Source organism: Arthrospira sp. PCC 9901 (assembly GCF_059013425.1).
In genome coordinates this window covers 2,942,237-2,962,042 of the sequence record NZ_CP102296.1, presented here as the reverse complement: position 1 = coordinate 2,962,042, position 19,806 = coordinate 2,942,237, and the positions used below count along the sequence as shown (strand labels likewise).

At 40.7% G+C, this 19,806-nt stretch carries 9 protein-coding genes and 1 pseudogene; 9 read left to right on the top strand and 1 reads right to left on the bottom strand.

Features of this window, described 5'->3' with window-relative positions; all coding sequences use genetic code 11:
* Positions 1–74: 74 nt before the first annotated feature.
* The 9 genes and pseudogenes from NLZ44_RS12970 (at position 75) to NLZ44_RS12930 (ending at position 18,969) form a co-directional block, all read left to right on the top strand.
* A complete protein-coding gene (locus NLZ44_RS12970; RefSeq protein WP_493750044.1) occupies positions 75–1,079 on the top strand; it encodes an Npun_R2821/Npun_R2822 family protein in 1,005 nt (334 codons plus the stop codon).
* A gap of 54 nt (positions 1,080–1,133) precedes the next feature.
* The gene (locus NLZ44_RS12965) at positions 1,134–1,964 is read left to right on the top strand and encodes a hypothetical protein (protein WP_493750043.1); all 831 of its coding nucleotides are present in this window, start codon (positions 1,134–1,136) and stop codon (positions 1,962–1,964) included.
* Positions 1,965–2,022: 58 nt separating this feature from the next.
* On the top strand, positions 2,023–2,970 hold the full coding sequence (locus NLZ44_RS12960; RefSeq protein ID WP_493750042.1) for a glycosyltransferase family 2 protein: 948 nt from the start codon (positions 2,023–2,025) through the stop codon (positions 2,968–2,970).
* Positions 2,971–3,242: 272 nt separating this feature from the next.
* Positions 3,243–4,451 (top strand): annotated as a pseudogene (locus NLZ44_RS12955) (protein kinase domain-containing protein); the annotation flags it as partial.
* An 844-nt stretch (positions 4,452–5,295) separates the two neighbouring features.
* Entirely contained in the window at positions 5,296–9,966 is a 4,671-nt protein-coding gene (locus NLZ44_RS12950; RefSeq protein ID WP_493750041.1) for an ATP-binding protein, read from the top strand.
* A gap of 58 nt (positions 9,967–10,024) precedes the next feature.
* Positions 10,025–13,228 carry a PAS domain-containing sensor histidine kinase gene (locus tag NLZ44_RS12945; protein ID WP_493750040.1) on the top strand — a complete coding sequence of 1,068 codons (3,204 nt, stop codon included), beginning with the start codon at positions 10,025–10,027 and terminating at the stop codon, positions 13,226–13,228.
* Between the two features lie 94 nt (positions 13,229–13,322).
* Complete coding sequence (locus NLZ44_RS12940) at positions 13,323–14,564, top strand: MFS transporter (RefSeq protein WP_006625318.1); 1,242 nt, start codon at positions 13,323–13,325, stop codon at positions 14,562–14,564.
* 72 nt (positions 14,565–14,636) lie between these two features.
* Positions 14,637–16,697 (top strand): single-stranded-DNA-specific exonuclease RecJ, encoded by a 2,061-nt coding sequence (gene recJ, locus NLZ44_RS12935; protein ID WP_493750039.1) that lies wholly within the window; start codon positions 14,637–14,639, stop codon positions 16,695–16,697.
* A 175-nt stretch (positions 16,698–16,872) separates the two neighbouring features.
* Positions 16,873–18,969 carry a M3 family metallopeptidase gene (locus NLZ44_RS12930; protein ID WP_493750038.1) on the top strand — a complete coding sequence of 699 codons (2,097 nt, stop codon included), beginning with the start codon at positions 16,873–16,875 and terminating at the stop codon, positions 18,967–18,969.
* A gap of 78 nt (positions 18,970–19,047) precedes the next feature.
* Here the strand turns inward: NLZ44_RS12930 and NLZ44_RS12925 are convergent, their stop codons facing one another.
* Complete coding sequence (locus NLZ44_RS12925; protein WP_493750037.1) at positions 19,048–19,746, bottom strand: pentapeptide repeat-containing protein; 699 nt, start codon at positions 19,744–19,746, stop codon at positions 19,048–19,050.
* Positions 19,747–19,806 lie beyond the last annotated feature (60 nt).

Sequence of the window (19,806 nt, the reverse complement as noted above, 5' to 3'; positions counted from 1 at the left end):
GGTTGATGGGAAAGTCTCAGTAATTAACTGGGTAATTGTTAATTCAAATTAGATCTGATTAAGGAGTTGACCCCATGGCATCTTGTGGTATATACACTTTAGCAAATGATGTGGTTTTCGATCAACTGGTAGCTTTTTTAAATAGCGTAGAGGTTAATGTGAGTCCAGATATACCTATTTGTATTATTCCCTATGATGACCGTATGGAGCAGGTAAAAAAGGAAATTGGCGATCGCCCCAATGTTAGCATTTATGAAGATCAGCAAGAGATCCAGCGATGGGAAGATTTTGCTAAAGAAGTGTGGATGAACCATCCCCTAGCATCCCAGAAAAGTGATGCTCGTCTCATCGAATCAAGGATGCGTTTTCAGAGAAAAATGGTGGCTTTTAAAGGAGACTTTGATAAGTTTGTCCTTTATGATGCTGATACTTTAGCGATGAAACCAGTAGATGATATATTCCTGAAACTAGATACCTATGATTTGGTATTTGATGATTGGGAACACGCCAAAACTAGATTGACCGCTCTTGATATCCCTCGGATTGAGGCGACAGGAGAGTTTACCGAATCCCAGATTAGACCTAAGTTGCACTGTGCGAGTTTTTTTGCTTCTAAAAATGGCTTATTTTCTCCTGAAGATGTAGCCGAAATCAAAAGGCGTTTAATTGAGGAGAGAGAAATCGAGTGGATCAATAGTATATCAGAGGCTTTTTTATTTAGCTATTTAACACTGCGAAACTACTCTATTTTTAACTATACACTCAGTCCCAACGGTGAAGATAGAACCGGAAACTGTGCTGATGCTGATCCGTTTGTGAACAAGGATAATGTTTTGTATAATGAGCAAGGCTTAAAGCCTATACATCGCATCCACTACATGAATTTTTCCTCCGCAGATTTTGCCAGAGTTAGTAGAGGAGAAGATGTTAATATTCCCCATCGTGATGTATTTCTACACTATCGTTTTCTGAAACAACCTAACGCCAAACCCAGTAATTTTGCCGAACCAGATTTATTGACCAAAATCGGACGTTTCAAAGATAAAGCCATCAAAAAAATTAAACGTTCCATCACTTAGTTAAGTGGTAGGTAATTTGTTGATTGTTGAAAATCTCAAACAGGTTAATCATTTATGTTGGGTTTTGTCGTACCGATTAAAAGTCGTAAGATATCTAAATCTTGGGATAATCTTTCTCTCCTCTTTGAAAGAACTGCTAGGTCAATGTGCAATCAGACTAATCCTGATTTTCGGATGATTGTAGTCTGTCAAGAGAAACCTAATATTAAGTTTGAACATCCGAATTTACACTACCTGACCGTGGATATGGGTTTACCTGTACCGACAACAATAGTCGAAAAACGGGTGGATAAAATGTATAAAATAATCGCCGGAGTTCGTTTAGCCAAGGAAATCGGATGTGATCACATTATGCTGGCTGATGGTGATGATTGTGTGAGCCGATGTTTAGCTAATTTGGTAGCCCAAAATAAATCAGTTGATGGCTACTTCTTTAAAAGAGGGTATGTCTATAATAATAATAGCAATGTTATTAAAGTCATGCGTAAAGGGTTCCATCATTATTGTGGCACAACTCATATTATTAGAAGTGATTTATATGATACCTCAGAGGATACTTTAGGAAGAATTCCTGAGTCGATAACATCCCCTAGTCAAATACCTAAAGATATTCATGATTTCTACTATTGTCATAGATATTTTGGGAGTGCTGTAGAGTCGAAAGGAGCCCACCTTGAGCCACTTCCTTTTTTGGGGTCGATTTATATTTTAGGAAATCGTGAAAATCTATCGTCTGAAGATTTGGTTAATATGGAAAAACGGAAAAATATGTCTTTTAAAGTTAGACTGCTAAACCTGAAAGCCAGTTTATTAGATTACCGAAAATTAACCCCGAAGATTCGAGAAGAATTTGGTCTTTATGATATTGAACTAATCAATCCCTAGTAGAAAAGACGAGGACATATTAAACTTGATCATGTCGAGTGAAAGTTAAGCTGATTCTGTGGCTAAAATTACTGTTTGCATTCCTACTTATAACCGGGTTAACCTGTTACCGATCGCCATCGCCAGTGTTCTGGAACAAACGGAACAAGATTTCGAGTTAATTGTCTGTGATGACGGTTCGACTGATGGAACGGTGGAGATTATGTCTCGCTATGAAGACCCGCGATTGCGCTATATTCGCCATCAAAAAAATATTGGCAAAAGTAATAATATGCGATCGGGTTTTGATGCGGCTACGGGGGAATATTTTATTAAATTTGATGATGACGATCGCCTGACTCCAGAATTTCTCGAAAAAACCAGTGCCATTTTAGAGCAAAACCCTACCGTTGATTTTGTAGGGACTGACCACTGGATAATTGATATTAACAATAACCGAGACCAAACCGCCACAGATATTAACTCGGTCAAATGGGGACGCAGCCAACTCCCAGAAGGTATAGTTGAAAATCTCCTAGAAGTAGTATTTATTCAGCAAAGTTTTCAAATAGGAGCTACCCTCTGTCGTCGCCAAGCCTTAATTGATGTGGGGTATATGCGCCCGAATATTCAAAACTGCGAAGATAATGATTTATTAGTGCGTCTCGCCTTAGCCGGAAAGCAGGGATATTATATTCCCCAAAGGTTGATGGAATATCGGGTTCATGCTGAACAACAAGGGTTAAACCGGGCTATTCCTTATTTACGCGATCAAATCACTTATTTAGAAAATTTCCAATTCCCATCAGAAAAGCTGGAAACAATTAGGCGATCGCGCCTAGCTGAATCTCAACTTTTATTAGGGTTGCGACTGGTAGAAAATGGCGATACACAAGCCGGACGAGTCTTAATTGTAGCCGGACAATCAGCATCTCTCCCCAAAGCCTGGACAGGGTTGGCTATTTCTGTGCTTCCTCAACCTGTACGGAAACAAATCTTTACTCTTCTGCGGCAGGCTAAAAGCTAAAATCCTGGCTAGGAGTTTAGGCTGTGATGGGTTTTGGGTAAATCTACGCCACCAGCCCAAACCCAACAGCTATAAGAGATGGTATGGTTATAATTAAAGTGTTACGGCCCCAAAAAGCGTGGCTGATAACCTAAGCAGGAGTCAGTACGTTGCCATGGAGTTAGGGGGCTTCAGGCCTTTTTTCTGTGGCAGCATAGATATCGATCGCCATTTTAACTATTTGACTATTCATAAAACCATAAAAATCGAGAAACAACAGAAGCATTAAGGTTATGAATATTATTGCCAACTTACCCGGTTATCAAATCACAGAAGAGTTATACACAGGGAGTAGAACCCTAGTTTATCGAGGTATTCGTAGCAGTGATCAGCAACCTGTAGTTATCAAGATTTTACGACACGAATACCCCAATTTTAACGAACTGGTCCAATTTCGCAATCAATATACTATTGCCCAGAATCTCGACTTTGCCAATATTGTTAAACCCTTGAGTTTAGAAGTATATGGTAATAGCTATGCTTTAATTATGGAAGATTGTGGGGGAGTTGCCCTATCCCAATATTTAGAATCAGCCAGAAATAAACATGGCAAATATCACTATTTTCATGTTGAAGATTTTCTAAAAATTGCCATTCAAATTTCCGAGACTCTACATTATCTTCACCAAAACAGGGTAATTCACAAAGATATTAAACCTGCCAACCTTTTGATTAATCCTGATAATAAACAAGTTAAATTAATTGATTTTAGTATTTCATCCTTACTACCACGGGAAGCACCAGAAGTTGAAAATCCTCATATTTTAGAGGGGACATTATGCTATATTTCTCCAGAACAAACAGGTCGAATGAATCGAGGGATAGATTATCGAAGCGATTTCTATTCCCTGGGAGTTACCTGCTATGAATTGCTGACCGGAAAACTACCGTTTCAATCGTCAGATGTGATGGAGTTGGTACATTGTCATCTCGCCAAACAGCCCCCACCAATTCACGAAATTAACCCGAATATTCCTATAGTGATATCAGAAATTGTTAGTAAACTGATGGCGAAAAATGCCGAAGATCGCTATCAGAGTGCCTTGGGAATTAAATATGATTTAGAGGAATGTTTACATCAATTACAAGAAACCGGTAATATTGATAGCTTTGCGATCGCACAACAAGACATAAGCGATCGCTTTATTATTCCCGAAAAACTCTATGGTCGAGAAGCAGAAGTCCAGCAACTCTTAGCCGCCTTTGATAGAGTTAATATAAATCAAGAAACGGAAATGATGCTAGTGGCAGGTTTTTCAGGAATTGGTAAAACTGCAGTTATCAACGAAGTTCATAAACCCATAGTCCGACAAAGAGGCTATTTTATTAAAGGTAAATATGACCAATTTAATTGTCATGTACCTTTGGCTGCCTTTGTGCAAGCATTCCGGGATTTAATGAGTCAAATTTTATCAGAATCTGATGCTAAAATCCACACATGGTGCGAGACGTTTAGGAGTCAAATAAGGCTGCAATGCCTGAAATAACCTCCTAGTGGGACTTTCACCCCTTGGTGAAATATAAGGGACTCGTACCCTGACCATCCCATAACTGTTTATATGTCCCAACGTTTGGTATAGAAATATACAAAACAAGGCAGGGAACTCAAGGTCAAAACGCCCAACTGGAAATATTAATGATTCCTTAACAATTGCGTTGAGAGTAACGGCGATAGCCACCCCCAGTTTTGGGAATCATAACCCCAGGATTGAAGCGGGGAACGGAAGGCGTGAAGTAGAACCTACTACCAAATGCGACCACTGCCAACCATCCATGATTAGGGAAACCGAATGTCCGGCTTGAACCATCGTAATGATTTAGCAGCGAAACAGGTTGATACGCTGCGTTCAAAAGAGCAAGGGGAAAAGTAGGGTAATCATGACATCACCTACACAGACTTTTAAAAGTACCCCGGTGGAGAGGACAAATCTAAAGATGGAATGCCCGTATAAACGGAACGTTTAAACCCCTTTTAGGCTCTCAAGTGGCAGGATGTACCTGCGGAGTAGTGAAAGTGTAAGCGTATACCTTTAAGGGGAAAGGATGTGACTGAAAGCCAATGCCTAACTGTAATGGTTAGGATATGCCCACTAGTCACGGTGTGGATATAGAGACTGCGACAATTAGGAGTGTTTACGACGAAAGCGAGTTTAAACACTACGATGTTGTATTTAGCTCCAAAAGTTGAAATCACAAAAGCAGGGAGTCGTTACCCTGTTCCCGATGTCAAAAGGGGTATCCACATCAGGAGCCGTGTGATGTGAAAGTATCAAGCACGGTTTTGAATTGGAGTTGGGGAAGGCGACTTCCCTTTCGACCATAACGAAAACCCACATTTTGGAAGCGGTGGGAGAAAATGGTCAAGTTTTGATTGATGTTATCCCTGAGTTAGAACATATCATTGGTCCGCAACCACCAGCCCTAGAATTATCAGGTAATGCTGCTCAAAATCGCTTTAATCTACTGTTTGAAAAATTCCTGCAAGTTTTCACGAACAAAGAACATCCCCTGGTCATATTTTTAGATGATTGGCAATGGTCAGATTCAGCATCATTAAATTTACTGAAACTATTGATGCAAGATACCAAAGGATATTTATTAATCTTAGGAGCCTATCGAGATCATGAAGTTTCACCAGTACATCCGTTTATTTTAACAGTTAATGAGATGCTCAAAGCCGGAGCCACAATTAATACAATTACCTTATCACCTCTGCCAGAATTAGATATAAATCAATTAGTGGCAGACACCCTGAATTGTCAATTATCTATGGCTAAATCCTTGGCTAAGTTAGTTTACCAAAAAACCCATGGTAATCCTTTTTTTGCCACCCAGTTACTCAAGGCTTTCCATAATGAAAAATTAATTGTATTTGAGCAACAAAAATCCTCATTGAAACCGGGAGTCAGTCAAGGGGGATGGCAATGTGATATGGCGAAAGTGCAAGCCTTAACCCTTAGTGATGATGTGGTAGAGTTCATGGCATTACAATTGCAGAAATTGCCTAAAGATACTCAAGATATTTTAAAGTTGGCTGCTTGTATTGGGTCGGATTTTGATTTAAATACTTTAGCAATTGTGAGTCAGAAGCCAACAAATGTAACGGCTGTAGCTTTATGGAAAGCATTACAAGAAGGCTTAATTATTCCGACTACTAAAATTTATAAATTTTTCACTCAATCCGAAAATCAAGAACTGTTTAATAGTGCAGCAAATCCCACTTATAGATTTTTGCACGATCGCATTCAACAAGCCAGTTATTCTTTAATTCCTGACCACCAAAAACAAGCCACTCATCTGCAAATTGGACAATTGCTACAGCACAACTTATCACCGACCGAAGCAGAAGAAAAATTGTTTGATATTGTGGGTCATTTGAATTTAGGTCATGGTTTAATAACTGATACCAAAGAACGGGAAACTTTAGCCAAACTCAACTTATCAGCAGCACAAAAAGCCAGAAATTCTACAGCTTATGTGGCGGCGAGAAATTTGGTGGAAACTGGACTAGAGTTGCTGGCGGATGACTGCTGGGAAAGTCAGTACCAACTGGCTTTAAATCTTTATGTTGCTGCTACGGAAGCTGCGTACTTAAATGCTGATTTTGAGAGGATGGAAACCCTATCAAATCTAGTCATAAAATCAGCCAAAGGTATCCTTGACAAAGTTAAAATTTACGAGATTAAAATCAATGCTCTAACGGCTCAAAGTCGGATGTTAGAAGCGATCGCTGTAGCCGAAAATGCACTTAAAGAACTAGGAGTTGAGTTTTCATCCCAACCTGATGAAACATTGACCGCGAAAACATTAGAAACTATTTCTCAGCAACTAGAAGGCAAAAAAATTGACGATTTAGTGAACTTTCCAGTTATGGAAGATCCGGAAACCTTGGCGGCTATGGAACTCTTAGGGATTTTGTTTGCTCCTATTTTTATAGGAAATCCTAGTATACTACCTCTGCTGGGGTTCACTATGGTTGGTCTATCTCTGAGGTTTGGTAATGCACCTATATCAACCATTGGTTATGCAATTTATGGTATGGTACTTTCTGCCTTTTTAGGAGAGGTTAAAAAAGGTTATCAATTTGGGCGAGTCGCCTTGATTTTACTGGATAAGTTTAATGTCCGAAAACTAAAATCTCTGACATTACTGCTATTTGGTACTTTTCTTCAGCATCGTCAAGAACCATTAAGATCCGCCATTCCCACCCTCAAAAATGGTTATATGGCAGCCATAGAAACTGGTCAAATTCTCTATGCTGGTTATAACATTTTTAACTACTTTTATGATAATTTCTTCGCGGGAGTGCGGCTAGATGATTGGGAAGCAGAAATTGACAATTACTGTGTAGTTTTAGAGAAAGCCAAACAAGATTCTCCCCTAACCTACCTGAAGATTAAAAAGCAGATGGTGTATAATTTTCGGGAAATTGTCGATTCACCATATTTATTGAAGGGGAACGACTACAATGAAATAGTGATGATTCCTAAGCATCATCATGATAATGAATTAACTGCTCTGGCTGTGGTCTATATCTATAAATTGATTCTTGCTTATCTATTTGGTGAATATCATCATGCTGGGGAATATATTGCCAAAGCTGATCAATATTTGATGGCAGTGGGAGGAACAATTTATATTCCGGTTTTCCATTTCTATGCTGGTTTAACCTATTTAGCTTTATGCTCCACGTCAAAAATTGACCAAGATTATAGTCTGGATATGGTTAAAAGTCATCAGAAAAAATTAGCGGAATGGGCAGAGTCTTCCCCCAATAATCATCAGCATAAAGTTGATTTGTTAGCGGCTGAAAAATGTCGATTCTTTGGAGAAAAAGCAGAGGCTATTGATTTATACGATCGCGCTATTACCGGAGCCAAAGACAACAAATATATCCAAGAAGAAGCCTTAGCTAATGAACTAGCGGCTAAATTTTACCTAAATTGGGGTAAAGCTAAAGTTGCCGCTGGGTATATGCAAGATGCCTATTATGGTTATGCTAAATGGGGTGCAAAAGCTAAGGTGGCAGATTTAGAAAAACGCTATCCTAAACTGCTGAACCCGATTTTACAACGACCTCGTGCTACTAATTTATTCAAGGAAACTATTGCCAGGGGTATGATGACTTCTACTCATACTTCTAGTAGCATTTCCGAAATCCTGGATTTAACAACTTTGCTGCAAGCATCTCAAGCTATTTCTAGTGAAATTGAATTAGACAAGCTGATTAGTAACTTGTTAAAAATAGTGATTAATAATGCGGGAGCTAATAAGTGTATATTGGTGCTAAAACAAGATGATAAATTTAATGTGGTTGCCATATTAGAACAAGGAAAATCACCGGAGATATTACCATCAATTCCCCTAGAAGCCAGTCAAGATTTGCCGATTAGTGTAGTTAATCATGTGAAACGGACTGGCCAGCCTTTAGTCCTGGTAGATGCCAGAATCAATCCCAGGTTTTATGCTGATACTTATATCCAAAATAACCATCCTAAAAGTGTTATCTGTATCCCGATTATCAACCAAGGTCAGTTGATGGGTATTTTATATTTGGAAAATAATTTAACTGTAGGAGCCTTTACGAGCGATCGCGTTGAGTTGCTCAAATTTCTCTGTTCTCAAGCGGCTATTTCTCTGGAAAACGGGCGACTTTATGAGGAATCACAGACTTATAATCACAAACTAAAACAATATGTAGAAAAACTAGAATTAAGTGAAGCGCGTTATCGTTATTTAGCCACTGCTACATCTCAAATTATTTGGCTGGCTAGTCCTGAAGGAGAAAACCTAGATACAGTTCATTGGATTGCATATACTGGACAAACCCTAGAAGAAGTCAAGGGAAGGGGATGGCTAAATGCCTTGCATCCTGATGATCTCCCTCACACTACTAAAGTTTGGCAAAAAGCAGTGGAAACTAAGAGTTTATATAAGACCGAATACCGCATTCGTGGCGCTGATGGTATTTACCGTTATTTTGCTGTTCAAGGAGTCCCTATTTTGGCAGAAGATGGCAGTGTTAAAGAATGGATTGGTACTTGCACTGATATTGATGCGCGCAGACGTGCTGAAAATAAACTGCGTGAAAAATCTCAACAGTTAGAGCACACTTTACAAGAACTGCAAAATATGCAACTGCAACTGGTGCAGAATGAAAAAATGTCAGCTTTAGGAAATTTGGTGGCAGGTGTTGCCCATGAAATTAACAATCCGGTTGGCTTTATTAAGTGCAATATTCCCCCAGTTATTAATTATATCCAAGACTTGTTAGGTTTGATTAATTTATACGAACAAAAATATCCCGATCCTGATGATGATATTCAACAGGAAATAGAAGCCATAGAACTGGATTATATCCGAGAAGATTTGCCAAAATTAATCAGTTCAATGCGAGAGGCAGTGCGACGGATTCAAGACCTCAGTGTGAGTTTAAGAACTTTCTCCCGTGCGGATACCGATCGCCCGGTTGCTTGCAATATTCACGATGGCATTGATAGTACATTGATGATTCTGAAGCATCGCCTAAAAGCTAACCAGATGCGCCCAGAAATTCAAGTAATTAAGGAATACGGTAATCTGCCCAATATTAAGTGTTATGCTGGACAGTTAAATCAGGTATTTATGAATATTTTAAGTAATGCTATTGATGCTTTAGATGAATCAAATAAAGGGCGAGATTATGGGGAAATTAATAATCAGATTTTGGTGAAAACTGAGTTATCTGGTGACGGCAACTATGCCAGGATTCGGATTAAAGATAATGGCGTGGGTATCAGTGATGATGTGAAATTGAAAATATTTGAGCATTTATTTACTACAAAAAATGTGGGTAAAGGTACCGGTTTAGGATTGGCGATCGCTAGACAAATTGTGGTTGATAAACACTCAGGTATGCTAGAAGTAAATTCAACTTTAGGTGAGGGTACAGAATTTGTGATTTCTATTCCTTGTTAATCGTGTCAGATGGTTAATGATTGCCAATATTAGGTTCCTATATCAGACATATTTTCCCATGAAATTAAAGCAAAAAATCGCGGCTACCTATATCGCCACCCTAGGAATTGCTATCACCGGAACTGCTATCGGTTTACTGGTAGGTCATTACTCTCAAAAAAAGGCTATAATCAACCGGGATACTGTAGTTCAACAATACGCACTGCTCAACCATTTACAAGTTAAGATACTATACAGCCGACCTGGTAAACAACTGTCTCCCTATCTATCAGAACCAGAGGATTTTCGGGAGTCTGTTAATACCTTTATGCAAAGGTTAGATGAAATTGATGTTCTGCTAACAGAATATCAACAACTTGATGAAGATAACAAAACGCCTGAACTGCAATTACTATTTTCTGAATATCAGGAAACTGTGGCGATTTTTGCCGAAAGATTAAACAGATTTGCTACAGCAGTAGAAGGATTAAATTTTGCCGATGACCAAATACAAGCCGCACAGCAAGAGTTAATTGCACTTATCCAAAGTCCAGAATTTGCTAATTTTATCGAATTCCCCGACCAGCTAACTGATGTAACCAATCGTACTATAGAAAAGGTAAAACTGGCAGAATTAGAGTTAGCACAATCCCAAAAATTTAGGAATCATATTGCTACAAATAGCCTGCTATTATCAGTGGCGATCGCATCCCTAGCCGGAATGCTTCTCAGTCGAGCGATCGCCCGTCAGGAAATAGCTAACCAAGCTGAACGCGAACGACTACAATTAGCTTTAGAATCTGCAAATATTGCCACTTGGGAATGGAACCCACAAACCCAACAAGTATATTTTGATAGTCGTTGGAAAACCATATTAGGCTACCAAAGTGATGAAATTAAGGATTCCCTAGAATCATGGGAAAGTCGTGTACATCCAGAGGATATAGAGTTAGTTCATGAACAAATCCAAAAACACATCCGAGGTGAAATACCAATTTATGAAAATGAACATCGCCTGCGCTGCAAAGATGGTTCCTATAGATGGAATTTTGCCAGGGGTAAAGTGGTAGAGTGGAATCAGGAAGGAAAACCCATCAGGTTTATTGGCATTAATTATGATATTTCCGATCGCAAAGAAGCTGAAAATAAATTGCGTGAGAGTGAAGGAATTTGGCGAACTCTATGTGATGTAACTCCTGCGGCGATCGCCATGTTTGATACCCATATGCGATACCTAGTCGCTAACCGGGCTTGGTATCAACAATATGGCTTAGAAAATCAAGAAATTATCGGGCGATCGCACTATGAAATTTTCCCCGATATTCCCCAACATTGGAAAGATATTCATAGCCGTTGTTTAACAGGAGTAACCGAGAAATCCGCCGCCGATTTATGGATGCGTGATGATGGAGTTTCAGACTGGGTATGTTGGGAAATTCGTCCTTGGATTGATGGGAATGGGAGCATTGGTGGCTTACTGATGTATACAGAAGTAATTACCGAACGCAAAGCCAATGAAATCACCCTTTCCGAACTTAGTAAACAATTAAAAAAAGCCCAAGAAGTTGCCCATTTAGGTTACTGGTCTTTTGATATGACCACCCAAAAAATTAGTTGGTCGGAAGAAGTTTTTCACATTTTTGGCTTAGACCCCGACCAAGGAGAGCCAAATTTTGAGCAAAATCTCCAACTTTATCACCCCAAAGATCGTGACTTCTTTTTAGAGAGAGTTGGCGAAGCTAACCAAGGTATTCCTCAAAACTTTGATGCGCGTATTATCCGTCCTAATGGAGAAATTCGCTATATTAATAGTCGCATTGAATTAGAGTTTAGAGATGGTCAACTGGTGCGGATGTTTGGTATTGTCATAGATATAACCGATCGCCAAACAGAAGAAGCCTTACGTTCTTTGCTCACCCGCACTGAACTGTTAAGTCATATTAGCACAGAAATTCGCAATTCCCTCAACTTAGACACAATTTTACAAAATGCAGTTAATGCAATTTTTGCGGAATTGAAAGTAGATATCTGTAGCTTTGGTTGGTATAACCACCATGATGATTCCGGTATATGGGACGTAGTGACAGAGCAGAAAAAGCCAGGATTTCCCAGTTGGCTTGGTCATTATCAATTGAATGATTTTCCCCGGTTATTTGAAAAAATAATTAGGGAAGAATTTTATAGTTTGGATATTAGGAAATCAGAAGACCAAGAAGAAGTAGATTTTTGTCAGGGAATGGGGATTACACTTTATTTAGCCTTACCCATTCATACAGAAAGCAAAATTGGGGCTTTTGAATTAGGTCGTAGCCAGGGAGATGCACCTTGGCAAGATGATGAAATTGACCTCTTAAAAAACATTGCTAATCAAGTGGCGATCGCTATTCAACAAGCCCAACTTTATCAAGAATCCCAAGCCAAAAGCCAAGAAATTGAACGTGCTTACCGAGAACTCCAAGACACCCAAATGCAGTTAATTCAATCAGAAAAAATGTCAAGCTTGGGTCAATTAGTTGCCGGGGTTGCCCATGAAATCAACAACCCAGTTAGTTTTATTTATGGCAACTTAACCCACACATCCCAATATACGGAAGATTTATTATACCTACTCCAATTATATCAAAAATCCTATCCAGAAACTCCCGCCAATATTGCCGAGTTTATCCAAGAAATTGATTTAGATTTTCTGAAAGAAGATTTACCCAAAATCATCAATTCTATGAAAACCGGAGCCGAGCGCATTCGTGATATTGTCAAATCCCTGCGAACCTTCTCACGCTTAGACGAAGCAGAATTAAAAGCAGTAGACCTCCATGACAATTTAGAAAGCACCCTAGTCATTTTACAAAATCGGTTAAATGGTAGAGCCGGAAATCCCCCCATAGAAGTGATTAAAGATTATGGTTATTTACCATATTATGAATGTTATATCGGCTTATTAAATCAGGTATTTATGAATTTATTAGCCAATGCTATACAGGCTATTGAGGAGCGACAAAATTATCAAAAAGACCCCGATTATAGTGGCAAAATCACCATTACTACATCTTTAGATTTAATGTCTATATTCATTGCCATTAAAGATAATGGCATCGGTATGAGTCCAGAAGTTCAAGGCAAAATTTTTAACCCATTTTTCACCACTAAACCCATTGGTCAAGGCACAGGTATGGGATTACCCACCAGCTATCAAATTATCACCCAAAATCACCGAGGCGAGTTAAATTTTACCTCAGTGTTGGGGGAAGGAAGCGAATTTATGATTAAGCTACCCCTGAGTTGAGATAGCCTCTATCAAAAATCTGATATCCCCTTAATCCCCCTCAATCCCCCAGTGAAGACTCTATACTAATCACCATTGCTTATGGAGTTTTCCCTTGAATATCCTATTTATAATTAAAACCCGACAGCGACGCAGCCTGCTGATGCTGTTTATAGCGGGTCTATGTTTCTGGTCTGCCATTACTACATTGCTACCGACCCTCCCCCTGTATATTGCCTATCTGGGGGGGACTAAGCAACAAATAGGCTTAGTTATGGGGGCTTTTGCCCTAGGACTGCTACCCTCCCGCGTCTTCCTGGGTCCCCTAGCAGATAAACGAGGCAGAAAGCTAGTATTGCTGATCGGGACAATAGTCGCGACGGTAGCACCCCTTGGCTATTTATTCGCTGATTCGATGCCGTTAATGGCTTTATTAAGGGCTTTTCATGGCATCAGCATAGCAGCCTTTACCATTGGCTACACAGCCCTAGTCACAGATTTAGCCCCGGAAAACCGTCGCGGGGAAATAGTCGGTTATATGAGTCTGGTAGCCCCCATTGGTATGGCTATTGGTCCAGCTTTAGGCGGTTTTATCCAGGCGGGAATGGGTTATGGTCCTCTGTTTATCAGTGGTACTGTTTTTGGGCTATTATCACTTTTGGCAATTTCTCAGGTATTAGAAGCCTCAAGAAACCCAGAAACCAGCGACCAGTCACAAACAAAGGGATCACCCATAGCTAATTATCTCCAGCGTCTGGGAAGTCCAGCATTGAAAATCCCAGCCTTAGTTCTGTTGATGGTGGGGCTAATTTTCGGCACTTTAGTAACTTTTATCCCGCTATATATCCAAGATTCTGGGCTAAATCTCAATCCGGGGCTATTTTATAGCATGAAAGCGATCGCCAGTTTTGCCGTCCGTCTACCCATGGGTCGCGCCTCTGACCGCTATGGTCGGGGTATTTTTATCACCACAGGTCTGATATGTTATCTAGTTTCGATGTTCATCCTAGCGATCGCCAATAACAATTTTGATGTCTTGCTGGCTGGTTTATTTGAAGGTACAGCCGCAGGAATTACGATTCCGATGATGTTAACCCTAATCGCCGATCGCTGTTTACCCCAGGAAAGAGGCCAATTTTTCTCAATTTGTTTAGGGGGATTTGATTTAGGATTAGCCCTCGCCGGACCGATTTTCGGTTCCATCGCCGATGTGGTAGGATATCGTAACCTATTCACCATCAACACAGGTTTAGCCGCCGTCGCCCTACTATTATTTATCACCCAGTCTAGTCGCAACCTGCGCGAATCTTTCCGATTTGCTGTTGGTCGTGGTAAAGATAGTTATGCCATTAACTGATACTTCCTCAATAGCGAACCCCTGATATAATTATTAGGATCAAGGATGAAAACATTGGCAATTTGAGTCACCGTGGAAGACAAACCTCCCATCACCACAGAACCACTACTACCAAAACAGCGCTGGTATATTTTCCCAGAACGCCCCGAAATTGCCCAGAGTCTATCTGAAACCACCGGGGTTCACCCTATTATTGCCCAAATCCTGATCAACCGGGGAATCGAAACCAAAGAACAAGCCGAAGCCTTCCTTAACCCCCAATCCCAAACTCTCCCGGAACCTATGGAGGAGTTCCCCGACTTACCCAAAACTGTCCAATTGCTGCAAAATGCCATTGATAATCAACAAAAAATTGCCATCTGTGGGGACTATGATGCTGATGGGATGACGAGTACAGCCTTATTAATTAGAGCCCTTTCTCAATTAGGCGCAGATATTACATCAGCAATTCCTAGTCGGATGCAAGAAGGCTATGGTATCAATAATCGCATTGTCGAGGAATTTCACGATCAGGGTATCTCGATAATTATCACTGTGGATAATGGTATTTCGGCGATCGCTCCGGTGGCTAGGGCGAAAGAATTGGGGCTAACTGTGATTATCACCGACCACCATGATCTGCCTCCCCAACTCCCTAACGCTGATGCTATTCTCAATCCCAAATTACTGCCCAAAACTTCCCCCTATTATGGCTTGGCTGGAGTTGGTGTCGCTTATATATTAGCCCTATCCTTAGCGAAACTTAGAGGAGAATGGGAGAGTTTGCGCTGGCAGTTATTGGAACTATTTACCCTAGGGACTATAGCTGATATGGCTCCCTTAAATGGAGTGAATCGCCGTTGGGTTAAACGGGGGTTAAAAATTCTGCCGGAGTCTAAAATTGCGGGAGTGCAAGCATTAATTCAAATAGCAGGATTGGCTAACCAACAGCCGAATTTAAACAATTCTACTACTTCGATGAAACCAGAAGATATCGGCTTTCGCCTCGGACCTCGGATTAATGCGATCGGACGCATTGGACATCCCCAGGTGGTGATTGAACTGTTAACTACTGACCACATGGGAACGGCGTTAGAACAGGCGAAAGAGTGCGAAGAAACTAACCTACTACGGAAACAGCTTTGTGCGGATATTGAACAGGAAGCTATTGATTGGTATGAAAATAGTAATATTAACCTTGAACAAGAACGGGTTTTAGTTCCCTGTCACCCAAAATGGCATCATGGAGTTATTGGAATTGTGGCTTCCCGACTGGTGGAACGCTACGGAGTTCCGGTGTTTATTTGTACTTATGAAGATGAGGAAAATCTGCGGGGGTCGGCGCGGGGCATTCCGGAATTTCATGTGTTTGAAGCACTGCAATTTTGTCAAGATCTCCTCGGTAAATTTGGCGGACATAAAGCGGCTGGTGGCTTTTCTTTACCGGCGGCTAATTTGCCTAAGTTTAAACAGCGCTTGAGTGAATTTGCTCATCAATGTCTGCAAGTTGAACATCTCCGACCTTTAATTAATGTTGATGTGAGCATAAATTTGAGAGATATTAACTATAAATTATATGACCAAATTGATAAAATACAACCCTGTGGGATTGCCAATAGTGAGCCAGTTTTTTGGACTCCTAAGCTGCGAATTGTCCATCAAAAAATAGTCGGCAAAAGTCATATTAAACTAACTTTATCTCAAGATTTACCACCGGAAATCACCATGGCTGTTTTACCTACTATATCTGCGATCGCCTGGCGGTGGGCTGATTATTTTCCCCTCCCTTCCCCCCTGGATTTTGCTTATAAATTACGGAAAAATACCTGGAATAATCAAACGGCGATCGAGTTGGAAATTGTGGGTGTGCGACTTCCGGAAACCTGTGTTCCTCTAAATCGCCGCCTGGCTGAATTTAATTATTGCGATCGGACTTACAAGTGTAATATTACTCCTATTGGAGACAACTGGGAATTAAGAATTCGTAACCAAAAGGGAGAGGTTCTAGCTATTCAACCTGGACAAAAAACCGGGTTATTAGGAATTAGTCGATCCGCAGCCAAAACTGTTGATATTTCTCACCCCTTTTTTATGAAATTAATCGAAGCCGCCCAAGCCGCCCTGGGTGTTAAATTACCCTTTTTAAATAATTAACTACCTGAAATCAAGGAATCCTGTAGGGTCGGGTTCCAGTGTCACAAATTACCACCACCAACATTACTCAACTCGCCCCACCCAACCAGATAGTTAATTATCAGTTGATAACTATTCAAGCAGAGATTATATTATTATGCTATACCAAAAGTAGCGATAGCATTGATGTCAATTGATGAATCATAACACTATGACCCAGAATCCACTTTTAATCGGAAAAGGACTTCCCCCCTTTGCAGATATTACTACAGATAATGTAGTCCCAGGAATCACCCAACTTTTAGAGGAACTAGAAACCACCCTTAGTAAATTAGAAGAAAACGCCGAACCCACCTGGTCAGGATTAGTTGAACCTCTCCAGGAACTCCAAGAACGTCTGGTTTGGAGTTGGGGTATAATTAATCATCTGATGGGTGTTAAAAATAGCCCAGAACTGCGAGAAGCCCATCAAACAGTACAGCCCCAAGTGGTTCAATTTATCAACCGTCTGAACCAAAGCCAACCCCTATACAAGGCATTTAAAGCGTTAGCAGAATCACCCGATTGGGAATCCCTAGAACCTGCTCAAAAACGGATTGTAGAAGCCACCATTAGAGATGCGGAATTATCTGGGGTAGGATTAACCGGAGAAATATGCGATCGCTTTAACGCTATTCAACTAGAATTAGCCGAACTAGCTACCCAATTTTCTAACCAAGTTATTGACGCAACCAAAGCCTTTAGCCTCACCCTAACCACCCCAGAAGAAATAGACGGCTTACCCCCCAGCTTACTCAGTCTAGCAGCCCAAGCAGCCAGAGAAGCCGGAGAAGAAAACGCCACCCCAGAAAACGGACCCTGGCGAATTACCCTAGACTTTCCCAGTTTTGGACCGTTTCTTAAATATAGCACCCGCCGAGATTTACGCGAAACCGTATATCGCGCTTATATCAGTCGCGCCTCCGAGGGAGAACTCAACAATTTTCCCTTAATTGAACGCATTTTAAAACTGCGTAAAGAGAAAGCAGAAATTCTCGGTTTTTCCAGTTACGCAGAACTGAGTTTAGCCAGTAAAATGGCTCCCGATGTCGCCGCCGTTGAACAACTCCTAGAAGAACTGCGAACAGTTAGCTATGACGCAGGAGTTCAGGAATTTGAAGAACTCAAAGTCTATGCTAAATCCCAAGGGGAAACAGGCGACCTGAAACATTGGGATATTAGCTTTTGGTCGGAACGCCAAAGGTCAGACAAATTTTCCTATACAGATGAAGAACTGCGCCCCTATTTTCCCCTAAATCAAGTTCTGGATGGCTTGTTTGGACTGGTGCAGCGTATCTTTAATATTACCATTACGCCCGCTGATGGTTTAGCCCCAATTTGGCATCCTGATGTCCGCTATTTTCAAGTAGCTGATGAACAGGAAAATGCGATCGCCTATTTTTACCTAGACCCCTACAGTCGTCCCGCCGAAAAACGAGGCGGCGCTTGGATGGCTGACTGCATTAACCGCGCCAAAATCATCGAAGATGGTATCACTAAAATTCGCCTTCCCGTCGCCTATTTACAATGCAATCAGACCCCACCTGTAGACGGAAAACCCAGTTTAATGACCTTCTCCGAGGTAGAAACCCTATTCCACGAATTTGGTCATGGTTTACAGCATATGCTGACCACCGTGGATTATCCTGGCGCATCTGGTATTAATAATGTAGAGTGGGATGCTGTGGAATTACCCAGCCAATTTATGGAAAACTGGTGTTATGATCGCTCTACATTATTTGGGATGGCTAAACATTACGAAACCGGGGAAACTCTCCCAGAACACTATTACCAAAAAATACTTGCCTCCCGCAATTATATGAGTGGTACAGCCATGTTACGACAAATTCATTTTTCCTTGGTCGATTTGGAATTACACCACCGTTACCAACCCGGAGGTAAAGAAACTGTCAATGATGTGCGTCAACGTCTTGCTGCTGAAACCACCGTTTTACCACCTCTTTCAGAAGACGCATTTTTATGTAGTTTCGGTCATATTTTTGCCGGAGGATATGCCGCCGGATATTACAGCTACAAATGGGCGGAAGTTCTCAGCGCCGACGCTTTTGCCGCCTTTGAGGAAGCTGGATTAGATAATGATTCCGCCGTGGTTTCTATTGGGGAAAAATTCCGCCATACCGTATTAGCCCTAGGCGGAAGTTTGCACCCTATGGAGGTGTTTAAATCTTTCCGAGGACGAGAACCTAGTACCAAACCATTACTGATTCATTCGGGGTTAGTTACCGCTAGTTAAAATCAGCTTATTCTATGGGAAAATTGGTGCGTCAGATACCTATGACGCACCCCCCCTACAACTGGAAACCCAGAATATCTATAGGGCTGTATTTTCATCGGGAATGGAACCATCTGGCATAATTGTACCCTCTAAAATAACACCCCGTAAATTAGCATTAACTAAATTAGCTCCTTCTAAGTTAGCATGACTGAGATTAGTAGATTTTTGAAATTCTCGGAAATAAAAACTATGCAGGTCAGCTTCCCTCAAATTACTATCAGCTAAGTTAGCATATTCTAAGTTAGCACTTTGTAAACTAGACTGCCGTAAATCAGCACCAATTAGGTTAGCCCCCCAGAGTATGGCTTCGATTAAATTAGCACTTTTTAGATAAGCGCCCTGTAAATTAGCTAAGGTTAAATTAGCTTTTAATAGTTCCGAATCATTGAGATTAGCACTCATCAAATTAGCATGATTTAGGTCAGCTTCAAAAAGTTTGGCTCCCTGTAAATTAGCCCCCTGTAATTGGGCTCCACCTAGTCGCGCTCTCTGTAATATAGCATTTTGTAAATTGGCTCCTTGTAAATTGGCCCTAGTTAGGTTAGCACCAGTCAGATCCAGTTCTTGGAGATCAGCCCCCTGTAGATCACACACTTTCCACAAAAATGAGACACAGACATTCTGTTTAAGTAAGCGATCGCGATCAGATAAATTGGCAGCATTAACCGAGGTCATCAATCCCCAGGTCAGTGCAATACAGAGTACAATTGATATTGCCAATTTGAGCAGTTTCATTATCCTTAAATTAAATAGCTCATCACATTCTATGATAACCTTTATGTGTATAACATAACC

What these genes read in the sequence shown, in the direction of transcription:
- NLZ44_RS12925 (WP_493750037.1), bottom strand. Translation starts at nt 19,746, where the DNA reads ATGAAACTGCTCAAATTGGCAATATCAATTGTACTCTGTATTGCACTG.
- NLZ44_RS12945 (WP_493750040.1), top strand. Translation starts at nt 10,025, where the DNA reads ATGAAATTAAAGCAAAAAATCGCGGCTACCTATATCGCCACCCTAGGA.
- NLZ44_RS12970 (WP_493750044.1), top strand. Translation starts at nt 75, where the DNA reads ATGGCATCTTGTGGTATATACACTTTAGCAAATGATGTGGTTTTCGAT.
- NLZ44_RS12930 (WP_493750038.1), top strand. Translation starts at nt 16,873, where the DNA reads ATGAATCATAACACTATGACCCAGAATCCACTTTTAATCGGAAAAGGA.
- NLZ44_RS12965 (WP_493750043.1), top strand. Translation starts at nt 1,134, where the DNA reads ATGTTGGGTTTTGTCGTACCGATTAAAAGTCGTAAGATATCTAAATCT.